The 15,197-nt window shown below is 72.6% G+C and carries 11 protein-coding genes; 3 read left to right on the top strand and 8 right to left on the bottom strand.

Annotated features, from left to right (window positions below):
• Nucleotides 1-198: 198 nt before the first annotated feature.
• Nucleotides 199-831: an RDD family protein gene (locus tag ACFVYS_RS25080; protein ID WP_171399011.1), complete on the top strand. Its 633-nt coding sequence runs from the start codon at nt 199-201 to the stop codon at nt 829-831.
• 107 nt (nt 832-938) lie between these two features.
• Here the strand turns inward: ACFVYS_RS25080 and purH are convergent, their stop codons facing one another.
• Both purH and purN read right to left on the bottom strand, forming a co-directional pair.
• Nucleotides 939-2,522, bottom strand: coding sequence for a bifunctional phosphoribosylaminoimidazolecarboxamide formyltransferase/IMP cyclohydrolase (gene purH, locus ACFVYS_RS25085; protein WP_389505383.1), 1,584 nt, complete (start codon nt 2,520-2,522; stop codon nt 939-941).
• Complete coding sequence (gene purN, locus ACFVYS_RS25090) at nt 2,519-3,148, bottom strand: phosphoribosylglycinamide formyltransferase (RefSeq protein WP_389505385.1); 630 nt, start codon at nt 3,146-3,148, stop codon at nt 2,519-2,521. Before purN ends, purH begins: the two co-directional genes overlap by 4 nt.
• A gap of 308 nt (nt 3,149-3,456) precedes the next feature.
• Here purN and ACFVYS_RS25095 point away from each other — a divergent pair, with 308 nt between their 5' ends.
• Nucleotides 3,457-4,215 carry a hypothetical protein gene (locus ACFVYS_RS25095; protein WP_389505387.1) on the top strand — a complete coding sequence of 253 codons (759 nt, stop codon included), beginning with the start codon at nt 3,457-3,459 and terminating at the stop codon, nt 4,213-4,215.
• Nucleotides 4,216-4,357: 142 nt separating this feature from the next.
• Here the strand turns inward: ACFVYS_RS25095 and ACFVYS_RS25100 are convergent, their stop codons facing one another.
• The gene (locus ACFVYS_RS25100) at nt 4,358-6,214 is read right to left on the bottom strand and encodes a DUF6350 family protein (protein ID WP_389505389.1); all 1,857 of its coding nucleotides are present in this window, start codon (nt 6,212-6,214) and stop codon (nt 4,358-4,360) included.
• Nucleotides 6,215-6,310: 96 nt separating this feature from the next.
• Here ACFVYS_RS25100 and ACFVYS_RS25105 point away from each other — a divergent pair, with 96 nt between their 5' ends.
• Nucleotides 6,311-7,498 carry a sigma factor-like helix-turn-helix DNA-binding protein gene (locus ACFVYS_RS25105; protein ID WP_389505391.1) on the top strand — a complete coding sequence of 396 codons (1,188 nt, stop codon included), beginning with the start codon at nt 6,311-6,313 and terminating at the stop codon, nt 7,496-7,498.
• A 91-nt stretch (nt 7,499-7,589) separates the two neighbouring features.
• On the opposite strand, the gene sucD is transcribed toward ACFVYS_RS25105, so the two are convergent.
• The 5 genes from sucD to ACFVYS_RS25130 all read right to left on the bottom strand — a co-directional run bounded on the left by sucD (nt 7,590) and on the right by ACFVYS_RS25130 (nt 15,135).
• Nucleotides 7,590-8,477 carry a succinate--CoA ligase subunit alpha gene (sucD, locus tag ACFVYS_RS25110; RefSeq protein WP_389505393.1) on the bottom strand — a complete coding sequence of 296 codons (888 nt, stop codon included), beginning with the start codon at nt 8,475-8,477 and terminating at the stop codon, nt 7,590-7,592.
• 21 nt (nt 8,478-8,498) lie between these two features.
• The gene (sucC, locus tag ACFVYS_RS25115; protein WP_389505395.1) at nt 8,499-9,677 is read right to left on the bottom strand and encodes an ADP-forming succinate--CoA ligase subunit beta; all 1,179 of its coding nucleotides are present in this window, start codon (nt 9,675-9,677) and stop codon (nt 8,499-8,501) included.
• Between the two features lie 573 nt (nt 9,678-10,250).
• Nucleotides 10,251-11,144: a hypothetical protein gene (locus tag ACFVYS_RS25120; RefSeq protein WP_389505397.1), complete on the bottom strand. Its 894-nt coding sequence runs from the start codon at nt 11,142-11,144 to the stop codon at nt 10,251-10,253.
• 65 nt (nt 11,145-11,209) lie between these two features.
• On the bottom strand, nt 11,210-12,382 hold the full coding sequence (locus ACFVYS_RS25125; RefSeq protein ID WP_389505399.1) for a vWA domain-containing protein: 1,173 nt from the start codon (nt 12,380-12,382) through the stop codon (nt 11,210-11,212).
• Nucleotides 12,379-15,135: a DUF5682 family protein gene (locus tag ACFVYS_RS25130; protein WP_389505400.1), complete on the bottom strand. Its 2,757-nt coding sequence runs from the start codon at nt 15,133-15,135 to the stop codon at nt 12,379-12,381. Before ACFVYS_RS25130 ends, ACFVYS_RS25125 begins: the two co-directional genes overlap by 4 nt.
• Between the last annotated feature and the right edge of the window lie 62 nt (nt 15,136-15,197).

Raw genomic sequence — 15,197 nt, forward strand, 5'->3', positions numbered from 1 at the left:
CCCGGTGCCGTTTCGGCCATGATCGGGAAGGTTGCACTTGCACAAAGCCTGCGGAATGCGGCTGGACAGGAGCACACCTGTCCAAGAACGATGGGGCTCCGCAGTATGCGGTCGGTGTTGGGGGGCAAACCGCTCATCTGAAGATGTTCCTCCGCGCACTCCGCGTCGTCCCCGCTTGTGCAACGGAGGAAAATCGCCATGAGCTTCGGCCCGCCCAACGACCCCTACGGTCAGCCGCAGAACCCCCAGCAGGGGCAGCCCGGTTACGGCTACCCCCAGCAGGGCCAGCCCGGTTACGGCCAGCAGGCGCCGCAGGGCGTCCCCCCGCAGGGGTACGGCCAGCCGCAGCAGCCCGGCTACCCCCAGCAGCCCGGCTACCCGCAGCAGCCCGGTTATCCGCAGCAGGGTTACGGCTACCCGCAGCAGCCCGGCTACGGCGGTCAGCCGCCGTACGCGAACTGGGGCCAGCGGTTCCTGGGCACCCTGGTCGACATGCTGGTGTTCGCGGTGCCCTACGCCCTCGTCATCATCGGCAAGGACACTCCGGCACTGATGGCGATCGGCGCCGCCGCCCTGCTCGGCCTCGCGATCTGGCAGCTGATCCAGGAGGGCCGCACCGGCCAGACCGTCGGCAAGAAGGCACTGGGCATCCGCCTGGTGCGGGAGATCGACGGGCAGCCGCTCGGTGTCGGCATGGCTTTCGTCCGCCGCCTGGCCCACTTCCTGGACAGCCTGGCGTGCTACCTGGGCTGGCTGTGGCCGGCCTGGGACGCCAAGAAGCAGACGTTCGCCGACAAGGTGTGCAGCTCGATCGTGATCCGCACGCACTGACACACGCACTGACGCACGCGCTGCGCCGCGGATGAACGCACGTCGGCCCCGGTCCCCCTCCTGGCTCCAGGAGAGGCGACCGGGGCCGCGGCGTCGATCAGGGAAGATCAGTGGAAGAAGTGGCGCGTCCCCGTGAAGTACATCGTCACGCCCGCCTTCTTCGCGGCCTCGACGACCAGCTCGTCACGGACCGAACCACCGGGCTGCACCACGGCCTTGACGCCCGCCTCGACCAGGACCTCCAGCCCGTCGGGGAAGGGGAAGAACGCGTCGGAGGCGGCGTACGAGCCGCGTGCCCGCTCCTCACCGGCCCGCTCGACGGCCAGCTTCGCCGAGTCGACGCGGTTGACCTGCCCCATGCCGACGCCGACCGAGGCGCCGTCCTTGGCGAGCAGGATGGCGTTGGACTTGACGGCCCGGCAGGCCCGCCAGGCGAACGCCAGCTCGGCGAGCTCGGACGCGCCGAGCGCCTCGCCGTTCGCCAGGGTCCAGTTCGCCGGGTCGTCGCCGTCGGCCTGGAGCCGGTCGGTGACCTGGAGCAGCGCGCCGCCGCCGACGGGCTTGAGCTCGACGGCGCCCGCGGGGCCCTGCGGCGCCCTGAGCACCCGGATGTTCTTCTTCTTGGTGAGGGCCTCGAGCGCCCCCTCCTCGTAGTCGGGCGCGACGATGACCTCGGTGAAGATCTCGGCGACCTGCTCCGCCAGCTCCTTGCTGACCGGCCGGTTGACGGCGATCACGCCACCGAAGGCCGACAGCGGGTCACAGGCGTGCGCCTTGCGGTGCGCCTCGGCGACGTCCGCGCCGACGGCGATCCCGCACGGGTTGGCGTGCTTGATGATCGCGACGGCCGGCTCGGCGTGGTCGTACGCGGCACGGTGCGCGGCGTCCGTGTCCGTGTAGTTGTTGTACGACATCTCCTTGCCGTGCAGCTGCTCGGCCTCGGCGAGACCGCCACCGCTGCCGTCCACGTAGAGCGCGGCGGGCTGGTGCGGGTTCTCGCCGTAGCGCAGGGTGCTCTTGCGCTCCCAGGTGGCGCCGAGGAAGTCGGGGAAGCGCGACTCGTCCACGGGCGCGTAGGAGGACGCGAACCAGGAGGCGACCGCCACGTCGTAGGCGGCGGTGTGCTGGAAGGCCTCGGCGGCGAGCCGCTTGCGGGCGGCCAGGTCGAAGCCGCCGGACTGCACGGCCGAGAGGACGTCGGCGTACCGCGCCGGACTGGTGACCACGGCCACCGACGGGTGGTTCTTCGCGGCGGCGCGCACCATGGACGGCCCGCCGATGTCGATCTGCTCGACGCACTCGTCCTCGGAGGCGCCCGAGGCGACGGTCTCCCGGAAGGGGTAGAGGTTCACGACGACGAGGTCGAACGGCGCGACGCCCAGCTCGTCCAGCTGCTGCCGGTGGCTGTCGAGTCGCAGGTCGGCGAGGATGCCGGCGTGCACCTTGGGGTGCAGGGTCTTGACCCGGCCGTCCAGGCACTCGGGGAAGCCGGTGAGCTCCTCGACCTTGGTGACGGGGACGCCGGCGGCGGCGATACGGGAGGCGGTGGAACCGGTGGAGACAAGCTCGACACCGGCCTCGTGCAGCCCGCGGGCCAGCTCCTCGAGCCCGGTCTTGTCGTAGACGCTGACGAGCGCGCGACGGATGCCCCGCTTGCTGCTCTCTGCCGTGACAGTGCTGTCGGCGGTCACTGGATAACTACCTTTCGTCCCTCAATGCGATAGCCGTTGCGGGCGAGCCGCCCCACGACCTCGACGAGCAGCCTTCGCTCGACTTCCTTGATGCGCTCGTGCAGAGCGCTCTCGTCGTCCTCGTCCCGGATCTCGACCACGCCCTGGGCGATGATCGGTCCGGTGTCGACGCCGTCGTCGACGAAGTGGACGGTGCAGCCGGTGACCCGGGCGCCGTACGCGAGCGCGTCCCGTACGCCGTGGGCCCCGGGAAAGCTGGGCAGCAGGGCCGGGTGCGTGTTGACGAAGCGCCCCCCGAACCGCCCCAGGAATTCCTTCCCCACGATCTTCATGAACCCGGCGGAGACGACGAGGTCCGGCTCGTGGGCGGCCACCGCCTCGGCGAGCGCGGCGTCCCACTCCTGGCGGCTCCCGAAGTCCTTGACCTTCCGCACGAAGGTGGGGATCCCGGCACGCTCGGCCCGGGCGAGCCCCTCGACACCCTCCCGGTCGGCTCCGACGGCCACGATCTCGGCGCCGTAGACATCGACGCCGGTGGCCGCGATGGCGTCGAGGAGAGCCTGGAGGTTCGTACCGGATCCGGAGACCAGCACGACGAGGCGCTTGGCCACGGGCTTGGCGGCCACGTTGGGGCCCTTTCTTGGGGAAGCGTTTGCGCGGCCGGTTTATACATTCGTACGAATGCTTCGCGCCCCGGGATACGGGGAAGTCTACGAAGCGGCCGACCGTCAGCAACGATACCGGCACACCGGACGGCCCCCACGGGACGGGGGCGTGGCCGGAAGGTAGCGTCAGGGGCGAGCGGGCTCGGGAACGCGGTGGCGACGCGGTGCGTTCTGCAAGTGACGGCCCAGCTAGGCAGTACCAGCCCAAACCAGTTCATTGTCAGCCAAAGCCGATCACTAGCCGATCACTAGGGGAAGACGCCCACTTGATGCCGGACCGCAGTCTGCGACTCCTCACGCTCCCCCCGCAGTCACGGCAGGGAGGGGAGCGCGGCGCCGTGCTGCTGCGAGAGCGCCCAACCTCTCCCCCCGACGCCCCCTCGGGCGACAACTCGGGCGACAACCCGCCCCCCGAGGACGACAACCCCTTCGCCCCGCCCCCCGAGGGCTCCCCGGACCGGCCCTGGCAGCCCCGGCGCCCGGCGGGCGGCGCCCCCGAGGGCGACCGCACCCCGTGGGGCGGCCAGTGGAGCGACCGGCAGCCCGGCCGCTCACCCGGCGGCTTCGGCGAGCGCCCCGGCGGCACCCCCGAGGGCGGCGGCCCCGGCACCGACCCCGCCAAGCGCTGGGACCCCACCGACCCCGCCCAGCGCCACGCGCGCTACGCCCTGCTCTGCGGGATGTGGGCCTTCTTCTTCGCGCTCTTCGGCTGGCCGTACGTGGCCCTGCTGCTCGGCGCGCTGGCCCTGAACTGGGGAATCAGCGCCCTGCGCGCCAAGCCCCGCACCCCCGACCCCGACGCCCCGCCCACCCCGGAGACCACCGGCCGCCCCCAGAAGACCGCCGCCGTCAGCGGCCTGGTCACCGCCTCGGTGGCCCTGGCCCTGGTCGCCGCGAGCTTCACCGCGCAACTGGTCTACAGCGACTACTACACCTGCACGAACGACGCCCTCACCAACGAGGCCAAACAGTCCTGCGACGACCTGCTCCCCAAGGAGCTGAAGAACATCCTGGGCGCCAACGCGTGACGTTCCGCCCGTCCCGGCGAGCCGTCAGCCCGTCCGGCGTTTGAGGACGAGGCCCTTTCGGGGCCGAAGCGGGGGTCCGGGGCGGCAGCCCCCAGGGACGGGAAGGGAAGTGGCGGCGGGGGCGAAAAAACCCTCTGGACGGTCACCGCCCCACCCCACCCCCCTCACTCCTCTCCGAACCGTCCACACCCTCGTCCTCCCCCGCCTCCCGCAACGCCGCCCACCGAGCCTCCCGAGCCACATCCCCATGCCACACCGGCTCCACGTAACCCACGGGGTCACTCGGGTCCAGGGGGTCGATGACGTCCCGGGGGTGCATCGGGTCCCGGGCGGGCATCGGATCCCGGGGATGCATCGAGTCCCAGGGTTCCCTGGCGTCCAGAGGGCCGATGGGGTCCACCAGCTCGACAGGCGCGGGCGCAACCGCCACGGGCGGCACGGCCGGCACAGTCGGCGTGTCCCGCCCGGTCGGCACGGACGGCATGGCCTGCACGGACGCGCCGGTTTCGGCAGGGCCGCCCAGCACCACCGCACCGTCCCGCGCCACCGAACCGCCCCGCGCCACCGCATCGCCGTGCCCCACCGGCGAGAAGTCGTACAGCTCGGACCCCACCTCCAAGCCGGCGGCAGCAGAACCCGCGGTACCCGCAATACCGGCAGTACCGGCAGTACCCGCAGTACCGTCCTTCCCCGCCCTCGCCGCCCTCCAGCGCCGCCACCCTCGCACCACCAAAGCCACCGGCACCCCCACCCCCATGGTCCACAACACCACCGCAGCCCCCACCTGCCACCACACCGGCCCGAACCGTGCCAACGCGGAAACCCCCAACGGCCCACCGGCCAACCCCGCGAGCCCTCCCATCAGCACCCCGCACAACACCCCCGCCAGCACCACACCTCCCGCGGTCCGCCGGCGCGACCAGGCGCCGCCGGCCCCCGCCCCCCGCGCCACGAACACCCCCACCGTCACTCCGGCGACCACCGGCACCACCCCCACCGCCCAGTTCCACGGCGTCCCGCCCCCCGCCTCCGGCACCGCCGCCAGCAGCGGGAACTGCGGCAGCAAGGACGCCGGGTCGGAGGACAACGGCGCCACCGCATGTCCGGCGCCGAGGACGTACCCCGGCCCGAGGGCGTACGCCGCCCCCCACACCGCCGCGTTCGGAACCAGCGCCACGCACAGCAACAGCACCGCGAACCGCCCCGACCAGCCCTCCGTCAGCTGGAGAAACGCCTCCCGGGCCGCGCCCAGGTGCCACACCGAGGACACCGCCACCAGCGCCGCCCCGCCCCCGAAGAGCACCGCCGCCCCGGCCCCCGCCGCCCGCCCGGCGACCCCGAGCCGCTCCCTCCCGTCCGCCTCGAGCAGCAGCCGCCGCACACCGCGGGGCAGTACCAGCAGCGCGCTGTCGACAGGCCCGCGGGGACAGCCGTAGGCCGACCACACCCCCGCCCCGGCGGCCAGCGCCGCGACCGCCGGCACGCACACCACCGTCCACGCCCACGAGGGCCGCAGCGCGCCACCGGTGGCGGCGTAGCAGGCGACGCCCGTCCCGACGGCGAGGTAGCCGAGCACGACACCCGCCCACGCCGTACGGGCACTCACGAGTACCGCGCCCCCGTCGTGACCGCCACCCCCGTCCACCGCGTCCCTCGCGGCACGGCGCACCAGCCACGCCGGCAACGCGAGCAGCAGCAGCGGGGTGACGCCGACCGGCGCCGGGACCCCGGACAGCGTGTCGACGCGGACCAGTTCCGCGCCGTGGGCCAGCAGCCACAGGGCGGCGGCGACATGCAGCGCGCCGTCCGGCCCGCTGTCGGGATACGGCGAGCTGATCCACAGCACCATCACGAGCACGGCGAACGAACCGAGTCCGAGCCCGGCCGCGAGCGCACCGCCCAGGAGGCCGGCGGCCAGCCCGGAAGATCGGTCACGCATCCGGCTGAGCAGGGGCGACAACGACAGTCGGCGAGCGGTCATCTGGGTCACGCCCGTCATGCTCCCAACGACACGCGCTTTCCCGTCGTAACAGGCGAAGTACCGTTGTGTCGCTCAATATATGTTTATGTACATTTTCGTGCGAAGGGTTCTCCTGTGACACAGAGCCCTGCCCCACTCCCCCCTCCCAAGCTGCGCCGACACCTGCGCGAGGCGGCCTCGCTGACACCTGATCAGGTTGCCGAGCGGGTGGGCGTCGCCCGGGAGACGGTGCGCGCGTGGGAGTCCGGCCGCACGACACCGCGCGGCCGCAGGCGGGAGGCGTACGCGAAACTGCTGGCATCGCTGACCAAGGCGGACATGGTGACGAACACCCAGGAGGCAGCGCGCCCACCCCAGGTGACGGTGTGCCTGAACGGCGACCCTCAGCACCCCGAGACCCTGGAAATCCCCGGAGCCGCCGGAGCCCCCGGAACCCCTGAAGTCCCCGGAGCCCCCGAATCCTCTGGAGTCCCCGAAGTCCCTGGAGGCCCGGACACCGGGGCCACCCTGACGCCCGCTCAGGCCTTCGACGCCCTCTACGCCTTCTGCGCCCCCGCCCTCGTACGGCAGGCATACCTGCTCTCCGGCCGCCGCGAACTCGCGCGCGAATCGGTCGAGCGGGCGTTCCAACTGGCCTGGCAGCGCTGGCCCGAGGTGGCCGTGGACCGGGACCCGGCGGGCTGGGTGCGGGCCACGGCGTACGAGTACGCGCTCTCCCCCTGGCACCGGTTCCGCCCCCGCTACCGCCACCCGGAGCCGCCTCCGTCCGACGCCGCCGACCGCGCGCTGCTGGACGTCCTGCTGGCCCTTCCCGCGCCCTACCGCCGCACGCTCCTCCTCTACGACGGTCTCGGCCTCGACCTCCCGGAGACGGCGGCGGAGACGGAGGCGAGCACCCCCGCGGCGGCGAACCGGCTGCTGCACGCCCGTGAGGCGGTGGCCGCCCGGCTGCCCGAGCTGGCGAGCCCCTCGGCACTGCACCGGCGGCTGGCCGAGGTGGCGTCCGCCGAACGGCTGCGCGCGGCCGGGCCGACCACCGTGCGGGCGGGCGGCGAACAGCGAGCCCGTTTCTGGACCAGGGCGGCGATCGCGTTCACGATCGCGATCATCGGCGCGACCGCACTGACGGTACGTACGGCCCCCGCCCGCTACGAGCCCGCGGTACCCCCCGGTGAGACCGTGCAGGGCGTCCCCCCTCGATCGGCCCCCGGCCCGCTCTCGGACGCGGAACTGAACCTGCGCGCCAAGCTGAGGTCCGGGATCCAGCACGGCCCGCAACGGCTGCTCCCGCTGGCCGAATGAACCCGGGCCCGGCCGCGGGCCCCGCGACCCGGAAACGCCGGTGGGCCCGCTCCCCCAAGGGGAACGGGCCCACCGGAACCCGGCCTGGAACTCAGCCGGCCGCGAGGATCTCGCGGGCCAGCTTCGCCGTCTCGGTCGGCGTCTTGCCGACCTTGACGCCGGCGGCCTCGAGGGCCTCCTTCTTCGCCTGGGCAGTGCCGGAGGAGCCGGAGACGATGGCGCCGGCGTGGCCCATGGTCTTGCCCTCGGGCGCGGTGAAGCCCGCGACGTAGCCGACGACCGGCTTCTTCACGTTGTCCTTGATGAAGGCCGCGGCCCGCTCCTCGGCGTCGCCGCCGATCTCACCGATCATGACGATCAGGTCGGTGTCGGGGTCGGCCTCGAACGCGGCGAGCGCGTCGATGTGCGTCGTACCGATGATCGGGTCGCCACCGATGCCGACGGCGGACGAGAAGCCGATGTCACGCAGCTCGTACATCATCTGGTAGGTCAGCGTGCCGGACTTCGAGACCAGACCGATACGGCCCGGCTTCGTGATGTCGCCCGGGATGATGCCGGCGTTCGACTGGCCCGGGGTGATGAGACCGGGGCAGTTCGGGCCGATGATCCGGGTCTTGTCGCCCTGGGACACGGCGTACGCGTAGAACGCGGCCGAGTCGTGGACGGCGATGCCCTCGGTGATGACGACGGCCAGCGGAATCTCCGCGTCGATCGCCTCGACGACGGCGGCCTTCGCGAAGGCCGGCGGCACGAAGAGGACGGACACGTTGGCGCCCGTCTTCTCGATCGCCTCGGCGACCGTGCCGAAGACCGGGATCTCGGTGCCGTCGATGTCGACGGACGTGCCCGCCTTGCGGGGGTTCACGCCACCGACGATGTTGGTGCCGTCCGCCAGCATGAGCTTGGTGTGCTTCATGCCCGTGGCACCGGTCATGCCCTGGACGATGACCTTGCTGTCCTTGTTCAGGAAGATAGCCATGGCTGTTCTGTCCCTCTTCCCTTACTTCGCAGCCGCGAGCTCGGCGGCCTTGTCGGCCGCGCCGTCCATGGTGTCCACACGCTGGACCAGCGGGTGGTTGGCGTCGGAGAGGATCTTGCGACCCAGCTCGGCGTTGTTGCCGTCGAGACGCACGACCAGCGGCTTGGTGACTTCCTCACCCTTGTCCGCGAGCAGCTGAAGCGCCTGGACGATGCCGTTGGCGACCTCGTCACAGGCGGTGATGCCACCGAAGACGTTGACGAAGACGGACTTGACGTCCGGGTCGCCGAGGATGATCTCCAGGCCGTTCGCCATGACGGCGGCGGAGGCGCCGCCACCGATGTCGAGGAAGTTGGCGGGCTTGACCCCACCGTGCGCCTCACCGGCGTACGCGACGACGTCCAGGGTGCTCATGACGAGACCCGCGCCGTTGCCGATGATGCCGACCTCGCCGTCGAGCTTGACGTAGTTGAGGTTCTTCGCCTTCGCGGCGGCCTCGAGCGGGTTGGCCGACGCGTGGTCGACGAACTCCGCGTGTCCCGGCTGACGGAACTCGGCGTTCTCGTCCAGCGAGACCTTGCCGTCGAGGGCGATGACGTCGCCGGAGGCGACCTTCGCCAGCGGGTTGACCTCGACGAGGAGGGCGTCCTCCTCGATGAAGGTCTTCCACAGCGTCACGAGGACGTTGGCGACCTTGTCGGCGACCTCGGCCGGGAAGTTCGCGGCCTCGACGATCTCGCGGGCCTTCTCGGGGGTCACACCCTCGTTGGCGTCGATCGGCGTCTTGGCGACGGCCTCGGGGCGGGTCTCCGCCACCTCCTCGATCTCCATGCCGCCCTCGACGGACGCGATGGAGAGGAAGGTGCGGTTGGCACGGTCGAGGAGGAAGGAGACGTAGTACTCCTCCAGGATCTCCGGGGCCGTCTCGGCGATCATCACCTTGTGGACCGTGTGGCCCTTGATGTCCATGCCGAGGATGTTGGTCGCGTGCTCCACGGCCTCGTCGGCGGAGGCGGCGAGCTTCACGCCGCCGGCCTTGCCACGCCCGCCGACCTTCACCTGGGCCTTGACGACGGACTTGCCACCGAGACGCTCCGTGGCTGCGCGGGCCGCCTCAGGCGTGTCGATGACTTCACCGGCCAGCACCGGTACATCGTGCTTGGCGAAGAGGTCCCTCGCCTGGTACTCGAACAGGTCCACGCGCTTCCGTCCCTATCAGTGATCTCGCGGTTCGTTGTCTGCGTGGGCGTGCCGCGAGGGCAACGTGACGTCAACCGGTCTGTCAGTCACAAGGGAGGCGCACACGGTGTCCGAGCGCGCGGCATGTCCGTCTCGCAGGTTATCGCTGCTTGCAGGAGGCCCCTAAATCGAGGGTCACACCTGAGCGGTGATACCTGTCACATGATGCCGGGATCACTGGCACCCGGTGCCGGGTGTGAGGAGCTCGGGGGGAGACGGGAAGGGCCTCACCGGGTTGGGGTTGACCCGGCGAGGCCCCCTGAACAGCCCCTTTGAGGGCTCAGGTCGGTCGATCCTCACCCCAATGAGGAACACTCGACCCCACCCGTGAGGTTTCGGTCGGACGAACCGGTGGCTTTCGGCCGTCCGGGGGCCTGCCGCCTCACGGAGTCAACCGGTCAGACGCATGACGCGCTGCCGAAGAACGTGGTTTTCCCGCGCGACCCGCGCGACCCGCGCGCAGCCCCGCATGCCAAAAGGATCGTCGGCCGGGGAGAAGGCGCGAGGGAGGGGTGCGGTTAGGGGCGACTGCCCCTAACCGGGGAAGGCCGGGATGTTCCGGTGCCTGTCCCGTGTACCGGCCCCCTCGGAGCGCACGGCACTGCCGGGCACCAGCCGCAGCGGCACCCGGTGACGCGGTGTGACGGCATGGGTGTCGCCGTGCCGGAACGCGCCTCCGTCGAGCACCGACGCACCACCGCCCAGCACACCGTCGCTGCCACCGGCGGGCCCACGGCGCACCGGCCCGGGAGCGTGAGCAGGAGCTTGACCGGCGGGGGCGGACGCGACGCGGTGACCCACGTCGACCGAACCGCCGACGCTGGCACCCACCGGGCCGTACACCGCCCTACCCGAACCCGTACCCGCATGCGTATCCGTGTCCGCCGCTGTCACGGTCACCGCCACCGCCACCACGTCGACGGCCTTCCGATCGCCGAGTCCGTGCGCCCGTCCTTGCTCTTGCCCTCGCTCTTGCCTTTGCCCGCCCGGCGACGGGGTCGCCGCGGAGCCCTGCGCGGGCACCTCCACGACCGGCACCGGAAGCGTCCGCACCGGAACCGACGGAAGAGCCGGAAGATCGGGGAGAGCGGGGAGGTCGGAGACGTCGGGGAGGGCAGGGAGGGCTGGGAGGACGGGAAGACTCGGGAGGTCGGGCAGGTCGGAGACGTCGGGGAGCTTGGGAGGGTCAGGGAGCCTGGGAAGGTCGGGGAGCACGGGGAGGTCCGACGCGATCGGCAGCTTCGGCGAGGAGGAGACGGGCGGCGTGGACAGACCCTCCGCCGCGTGGGCCTGTTCCCCGCAGAGAAACCCGAGCGCGAACAACCCGCCCACCAGGAGCGCCAGTTGCACCACGCGCCGCCCGGCCGCGCCGCGCAGGACGCGCAGGATCCGCAGAGCGGCACCAGGCAGGGCGGTGGGCCAGGTCAAGGGGGAGGTTCCTCCCGTGCGGCGGCTACGTGCCCCCGATCCTTACATGTGCGTCCCGCGTCGCGTCAGGCGGTGTCCGGCACGGGCAGCGGGCGCTTCTCGATCGCCGCCGCCATCACCTCCGGGAAGAGATCGGGCGTGCAGGCGAACGCCGGTGCGCCCAGCGCCGCGAGTGCCGTCGCGTGCTCCCGGTCGTAGGCGGGCGTCCCTTCGTCCGACAGCGCGAGCAGTGCGACGAACTGCACGCCGGACGCCTTCATCGCCGCGACGCGCTTGAGCATCTCGTCCCGTATGCCTCCCTCGTACAGGTCGCTGATGAGCACCACCACCGTCTCGGCGGGCCGGGTGATCTGCGTTTGGCAGTACGCGAGCGCGCGGTTGATGTCCGTACCGCCGCCGAGCCGGGTGCCGAACAGGACGTCCACCGGGTCGTCGAGCAGGTCGGTGAGATCGGCGACCGCGGTGTCGAAGACGACGAGCCGGGTGCTGATCGAGCGCATGGACGCCAGTACCGCCCCGAAGACCGACGCGTACACGACCGACGACGCCATCGAACCCGACTGGTCGATGCAGAGGATCACCTCCTTCTTCACGGACCGCGACGCCCGCCCGTACCCGACGAGTCGCTCCGGCACGACCGTCCCGTACTCGGGCAGGTAGTGCTTGAGGTTGACGGCGATCGTGCGGTTCCAGTCGATGTCGTGATGGCGCGGGCGGTGGACGCGCGTGCCGCGGTCGAGGGCGCCGGTGAGCGCGGCCCGGGTGCGGGTGGCGAGCCGCTTCTCCAGGTCCTCGACAACCTTGCGGACCACGGCCCGTGCCGTCTCCTTCGTCGTCTCCGGCATCGCCTTGTGCAGCGAGAGCAGCGTGCCCACGAGGTGCACGTCGGCCTCCACCGCCTCCAGCATCTCCGGTTCCAGCAGCAGCGCGGACAGTCCTAGCCGGTCGATGGCGTCGCGCTGCATGACCTGTACGACGGAGGAGGGGAAGTACGTGCGGATGTCCCCGAGCCAGCGGGCCACCGACGGCGCCGAGGCCCCGAGCCCCGCCGAGCGGTCCTGCCCCGTCCGCGCCCCGCTCTCCTTTCCGTAGAGCGCGGTGAGCGCCCCGTCCATCTCGGCGTCCCGCCCGGAGAGCGCGTGACTGGTGCCGTCCGCCGTGTCGCCCCCGAGCACCAGCCGCCAGCGCCGCAGCCGCTCCTGTCCGGCCTCGGTCGTCGCCGCGTCGGTCGTCGTCATGTGCCCACCTCCGCAAGCTCGTCGTCGTCGGCCGGCCCCGGCCCCGGCCCTGTCCCCGGTTCCGGCCCCGGCCCTGGTACCAGCCCCAGCAGCAGCCGCACCACCGGCAGGACGGCGTCCGCGCGTCCCTCGTCGAGTCCGGCCGCGAACCCCGGTGTCCCGGAGTCCGTGCCCGGCCCGCTGCCCCGCTGCCCCGGGCCGCGCCGGACCAGCTCGCCGAGCGTTCTGCGCACCCCCGGTTCGTACGCCGAGAACGTCCGCCGCAGCAACGGCAGTACGTCCGTGAACGCGTCCCCCGGCACCGCAGTGAGCCATCCGTCGACCAGCCCGAGCAGCCGTTCGTCGTGCATGAGGAGCAGCCCGCCCCCGGAACCGCCTCCGACGAACCCCTCGATCCAGGCGGCCGCGTCCGACGGCGGTGTCCCCGGTGACAGGGCGAGCCCCATGAGCCGCGCGGCCTCGTCCTGGTCCAACTCCCCCTCGTCCAGCAGCAGCCGCACGGCCCGCCCCCGGATCACCCCGGGCACGGTGTCCCGCCCGGAGAGCACCCGCAACACACCCCGCCAGCGCCCCCGCAGCCCCCCGTGAGCCGGGCGTGGCCCACCGCCGAGTTCCCGGCCGGCTCCCCGTGAGACATCCGGCAGCCGCCCGCCCCCGTCCGTCTCCACGACCTCGGAGCGGCCCCCCGCTGCCCCGGCCGCCGTGCCGGTCCGTGTGTCGGCCGATGTGCCGGTCCGTGTGCCGGCCGCCGTGCCGGTCGGTCTGCCGGTCGGGGCCCCGGTCGGTGCGCCTGGCGATGCCCCCGCCGGTGAGTCGGCCCGTCCCGGGGGCGTCGACGTCTCCTCCAGCATCCCCACCGCTCCGTGCACCGCGTCCACCTGGCGCCGCATCTCGTCCGCCGCGTCGGCGTCCAGCGAGACGCAGGCCGGGGGGAGGCCGACGAAGACCCGTTCGGCGAGGCCGGCGGCCACCTCGGCCAGGGCTCGGGTGTCGGTGCCCCGTACGTCGCCGTAGCGGAGCGAACGCACCAACGCGGGCAGGGCCTGGGCGAGATGGCCGACGTCCGTGTCGAGTGCCGCCCGGTCGGCGAGGACCCGCATCACCGTCGGAAGCGCGTCCGGCAACCCGGCCAGGAGGCACCGCTCGGCGAGCCCGGTCACCTCGGCGAGGCCCCGCGCGGCGGCGGCGTCCGCTTCCGCCTTGGCGGTGGCCGCGGCGAGCACGGTCGTCCCCCACACCCCGGCCTCGGCGGTCCGCACCGACAGCTCCGGCTCCCACCGCAGCCGCCACGCCTCCCGGAACGTTCCCGTGCTGCCGGGCGAGGCGGCCGGATCGCCCCAGTCGACCCGCAGCAGCCGCAGCCGGTGCAGGAGCCTGCTGCGCTCGGCGTCGTTGTCCTTGCGCAGGTCGAGCGCCAACTCGCGTGCGTCGGCCTCCGGTTTGAGCCGCAGCCGGCGCTGAAGCCGGTCGAGGTCCCGCTGCAACGGCACGGCGGGCGCACCGGCCGGCACCTCACCCAGGACGTCCCCGACCACCAGCCGGTCGCGCACCAGCGCCAACGGAACGTCCGAGCCCTCGCACAGCACCGCGCGCACGGCGTCGGACGTCTCGCTCAGACCGGGCAGCGGCCGGCCGCGCAGCGCCGCGAGCGTCTCGGCCAGCCGGACCGCCTCGATGACATGTGCCGAGGACACCATCCGGTCCTCCGCACGGAGCAGCACCGCCACCTTCGTCAGCCAGCGCTCGACCGGCCGGTCCGGCGCACCGAACAGGTGGGCGTACCAGCCCGGCGAGTCGATACCCGCCCCGTACCCCCCGGCCCGGGCCAGTCTGCGGTGGGTCCACGGCACCCAGGTCAGGTCGGCCCTGACCTTGGGCAACCCCTTGAGCAGCGCCCGGTCGGCGGCGACGGGGACCCTCCGGCGCAGTGCGGGCACATGCCACGCCCCGCACACCACGGCCACCCCGTCCGACCCGAACTCCTTCTGTACCGCCCGCACTTGGATGCGCATGTACGCCTCCCGCACGAGATCCCGGCCGTCGCCGCGCTGCCCCGCTTCGGTCGCGCACGTCTCCCTCAGCGCCCCCATGGCCTCCTCGATCGCGGCGAACGGCGCGAACGGGTCCTTCGCCCCCGTCGACCGGTGCTCGACGACGTCCTCCCACCACCGCTCGGGATCGTCGTATCCGGCTACCGCGGCGAGCCGCCCGAGCGGGTCCCCCCGCACCCCCTCCCAGGCGGCACCGGGCACGTCGTCCCCGCTCGCACCCCCGTCCCCGTCCCTGTCCCTGTCCCCGTCCCCGTTGCCGTTCCCGCTCTCGCCCTGGTGCTGTCCCTCGGGACGCGGCCCCTTCTCCGGCTCCTCCTTCTCCCAGGCCAGCGTGTGGGTGGCCGGGAGGTCGATGAAGCGGGCGGGGACGCCGTGCTCCAGGGCCCAGCGGAGGGCGACCCATTCCGGGGAGAACTCGGCCATCGGCCAGAAGGCCGAACGGCCGGGTTCGTCGACGGCGTGGGCAAGCAGCGCGACCGGCGGCCGCATGTCCTCGTCGGCGGCGAGCGGGATCAGCGTGTCGGCCTCGGGCGGCCCCTCGACCAGCACGGTCCGGGGCCGGGCGGCGTCCAGCGCCGCCCGTACCGCCCGCGCCGACCCCGGCCCGTGGTGGCGTACCCCGAGCAGCAACGGCCGGCCCGCCTCCGGGACTTGGCCGCCACTCTCCGGGCCTTGGCCGCCACCCTCCGCGACGCCCGTCATCCCCTGCCCTCACGCCTGCGGGGCCACCTCGTGTCGTCGTCCACAGCCACCCTCCACGCTCC

It is taken from the genome of Streptomyces sp. NPDC058295, from assembly GCF_042880655.1.
Lineage (GTDB): Bacteria > Actinomycetota > Actinomycetes > Streptomycetales > Streptomycetaceae > Streptomyces > Streptomyces coriariae.

Coding starts and splice junctions, on each gene's coding strand:
- ACFVYS_RS25080 (WP_171399011.1), top strand. CDS start 199: ATGAGCTTCGGCCCGCCCAACGACCCCTACGGTCAGCCGCAGAACCCC.
- ACFVYS_RS25095 (WP_389505387.1), top strand. CDS start 3,457: ATGCCGGACCGCAGTCTGCGACTCCTCACGCTCCCCCCGCAGTCACGG.
- ACFVYS_RS25100 (WP_389505389.1), bottom strand. CDS start 6,214: ATGACGGGCGTGACCCAGATGACCGCTCGCCGACTGTCGTTGTCGCCC.
- sucD (WP_389505393.1), bottom strand. CDS start 8,477: ATGGCTATCTTCCTGAACAAGGACAGCAAGGTCATCGTCCAGGGCATG.
- ACFVYS_RS25125 (WP_389505399.1), bottom strand. CDS start 12,382: ATGACGACGACCGACGCGGCGACGACCGAGGCCGGACAGGAGCGGCTG.
- ACFVYS_RS25130 (WP_389505400.1), bottom strand. CDS start 15,135: ATGACGGGCGTCGCGGAGGGTGGCGGCCAAGGCCCGGAGAGTGGCGGC.